The organism is Actinomadura sp. KC06 (genome assembly GCF_004348735.1).
Taxonomy (GTDB): domain Bacteria; phylum Actinomycetota; class Actinomycetes; order Streptosporangiales; family Streptosporangiaceae; genus Spirillospora.
In genome coordinates this window covers 1-3,362 of record NZ_SMKT01000338.1, presented here as the reverse complement: position 1 = coordinate 3,362, position 3,362 = coordinate 1, and the positions used below count along the sequence as shown (strand labels likewise).

Below are 3,362 nucleotides of genomic sequence, written 5' to 3'. Positions count from 1 at the left end.
CCCCGAATACTCCGCCCCCGAATGCACCAACCCCCGCGACGCCGTCATCTGGGACAAAGCCGGAGAACGCGTCATGGCCGACGCCGCGCAACGCGCCGCCATGGTCCCCGGCACCCACCCCATCCAGCTCTACAAGAACAACACCGACAACAAGGGCGCCTCCTACGGCTGCCATGAGAACTACCTCATGCGCCGCGAAACCCCCTTCGCCGACATCGTCCGCCACCTCACCCCCTTCTTCGTCTCCCGCCAGGTCGTCACCGGCGCAGGCCGCGTCGGCATCGGCGTCGACGGACGCGGCGACGGCTTCCAGATCAGCCAGCGCGCTGACTTCTTCGAAGTCGAGGTCGGCCTCGAGACCACCCTCAAACGCCCCATCATCAACACCCGCGACGAACCCCACGCCGACCCCGAGAAATACCGCCGCCTCCACGTCATCATCGGCGACGCCAACATGGCCGAGCTCTCCACCTACCTCAAGCTCGGCACCACCTCCCTCGTCCTCGCCATGATCGAAGACGGCTTCCTCACCGTCGACCTCTCCGTCGACATGCCCGTCGCCGCACTCCGCGCCGTGTCGCACGACCCGTCCTGCAAACACCTCCTCACCCTCCGCGACGGCCGCAAGATGACCGCCGTCCAACTCCAGATGGAGTACCTCGAACAGTCCCGCAAGTACGTCGAGGACCGCTTCGGCGCCGACGTCGACGAGATGACCAAGGACGTCCTGGACCGCTGGGAATCCGTCCTCCACCGCCTCGGCGACGACCCCATGCAGCTCTCCCGCGAACTCGACTGGGTCGCCAAACTCGCCCTCCTGGAGGGCTACCGCAGCCGCGACGGCCTCGACTGGTCCCACCCGCGCCTGCAGCTCGTCGACCTCCAGTACACCGACATCAGGCCCGACAAGGGCCTCTACAACCGCCTCGTCGACCGCGGCCGCATCGACCGCCTCGTCACCGAACCCGAGGTCGAGGCCGCCGTCGAGGACCCGCCCGAGGACACCCGCGCCTACTTCCGCGGCCGCTGCCTGCGCCAGTACGCCGACTCCGTCGCGGCCGCCTCCTGGGACTCCGTCATCTTCGACGTCCCGGGCCGCGAGTCCCTGCAGCGCGTCCCCACCCTGGAGCCCCTGCGCGGCACCAAGCAGCACGTGGGCGCCCTCCTGGACCGCTGCCGGACAGCCGCCGACCTCGTCGCCACCCTGACCGGCCAGAGCTGACCTCACGCCTCCGGGAGCCGGACGCCACACGACCGTCGTCCGGCCCCTTTGGCGTCCTTTGGATAGTGCCGCTATCGAGCGTTCCAATGGCTTTCTGACCTGCGCAAACAGGTGACGTCTCGGTATCGTGACCGGTATGCCCGTTTCAGTGGCGGCGCGGCGGGCGATAACCCGAGCATGCCCCCGGTCCCCGGACCGAGGCGGCGAAACGGACGTTCAAGATCCGCTCGCCGTCGAAGATCGGAGATAGGGTCGAGGGCACCGGCAGAGCGGGAGGTACGGAATGGCCACGAAGGACACCGGCGGTCAGAAGCAGACCACTCGACGCACGGAAGAGGTCGAGGAGACCGAGGCCACGACCACCGAGGACGTGCAGGAGCGCCAGGAGAAGCTCACCGACGACGTGGACTCAATTCTGGACGAAATAGACGAAGTACTAGAAGAGAACGCAGAAGATTTCGTCCGTGCGTACATCCAAAAGGGGGGGGAGTAATACGATATGTCCGATTAAATCGGACACTCTAGAATGGATGGCAAAGCCGGGCATAGTGCACACAATTTCAAAGCAACTGGAAAGGCGTGGGCGAGACCGATAAGGTCTCGCTCATGCGTTCGAAAAGATGTCTTGACTGCGGCGAGACCAAGCCGGAGACGGAGTTCTGGAAGCTCAAGGCCTCCAAGGATGGTCTGGCCTTCTATTGCAAGCCCTGTTTCGGTTTGCGCAACAGCCGTTCATACCGGAAAAAGCAGGCGGAGGCGGGTAAGTCGACCAGGCCCTATCGCCGGTACTCGGATGTCCCGGAGGGAATGAAGTACTGCGCTCGGTGCAAGGAGATCAAGTCGGTCACGAAGTTCGGAAGCAATCGCGCGCACAAGTCGGGGCTCGCCGACTACTGCCGTCCCTGCCACAGCGAGGCCATCGCGGAGATCAGGGACCGTAACCACGGAAGCGCCCGCAACTACCTCCTCAAGCTCCGCTACGGCGTCACCGAGGCGCACGTCGAGGAGATGATCGCCGAGCAGGGCGGAGTCTGTGTCATCTGCCTTCGCGTGGACGCCAAGCACGTCGACCACGACCACCTGACCGGGCTCGTCCGCCGCATCCTGTGCTTCAAGTGCAACGGCGGGCTCGGCCAGTTCGACGACGATCCGGACCGGATGCGCCTTGCGGCGGACTACCTGGAGCTTCGGGGGTCCCACGCACGGCGGATGCGCATCGAGATCGGCGCTCCGGTCGTCGGAGGCCCGGATCGTGTTCGCTGGGACCCGTCTTGGCGGACGAAGGGGAGCGCCCTGAAGTCGGCGCGTCACTACCACAGGCGGCGGCGGTACGGGATCAACGATGAGGACGCCGAGTGGCTCCTCAAAGTGCAGATGGGTCAGTGCGCGGTGTGCTTCGGCTTCCCGGCCGAGCACGTCGATCACGACCACGTGAGCGGCGCGGTGCGCGGGATGGCCTGTTCGGCGTGCAACACGGGCATGGGGCAGTTGAGGGACGATCCGATCGCCCTCCGCCGAGCGGCGGATTACGTGGAGGGCCGTCTGGTGAAGACGGTGACGGACGAGCACGGCCGGACGCGCCTGTCGCTGACCGTTCCGGACGTCGACCCGGCGACGGTTCCCAGGGGCGGCTGGAAGGCGTTGTGGGAGCAGGACGGGGAGTACCGCAAGCAGACCTTGCCCTTCGATGAGGAGCTCGACATGCCGGAGTGGGAGGGCCCCGGTCCGGCGGGCGTTCTGAGTCATGACTGAGGCGCCGGAGGTGTCGAATCGGCATGCCGGGCGGCCGGACGGGCACGGGTTCGCCGTGGGCGGACTGGGCGGGGGATCATGCGGCATGCGCGCGGGCGACCTTGAACAGTAGGGTCGTAGTCGTCTGCGCCGGTGGGGTTGGGCAAGGAGCCGGTGCCATGGTGGAGGGAAGGGAGTCGCGTGGCGTCCCACGATTCGCACACCGGGCGTCTGCCGGGGTTGTTCGCGAGCCCGGACACGTCCTCGTTCACGGAGTTCCTGGGCGGTTACTCTCCGGAGTTGCTGCCCGGCAGGCGGACGCCGCCGGCGTCACGGGCGGGGGATGACATCCCGCACGGGACGACGATCGTCGCCGTGGGATTCCCCGGCGGGGTGGTGGTCGCGGGGG

Annotated in this window: 3 protein-coding genes and 1 pseudogene; all 4 read left to right on the top strand. The window is 66.7% G+C overall.

Translation table 11 applies throughout. The features are described from left to right. Positions 1-1,222 (top strand): depupylase/deamidase Dop (gene dop / locus E1287_RS42660; protein ID WP_131971753.1); only part of this gene is annotated, 1,222 nt, incomplete at its 5' end. A 283-nt stretch (positions 1,223-1,505) separates the two neighbouring features. Next, entirely contained in the window at positions 1,506-1,715 is a 210-nt protein-coding gene (locus E1287_RS42655; protein WP_089325987.1) for a ubiquitin-like protein Pup, read from the top strand. Between the two features lie 314 nt (positions 1,716-2,029). Then, entirely contained in the window at positions 2,030-2,974 is a 945-nt protein-coding gene (locus tag E1287_RS42650; RefSeq protein WP_131971751.1) for an endonuclease VII domain-containing protein, read from the top strand. Between the two features lie 180 nt (positions 2,975-3,154). Continuing rightward, positions 3,155-3,362, top strand: a pseudogene (locus tag E1287_RS45285) (proteasome subunit beta); the annotation flags it as partial.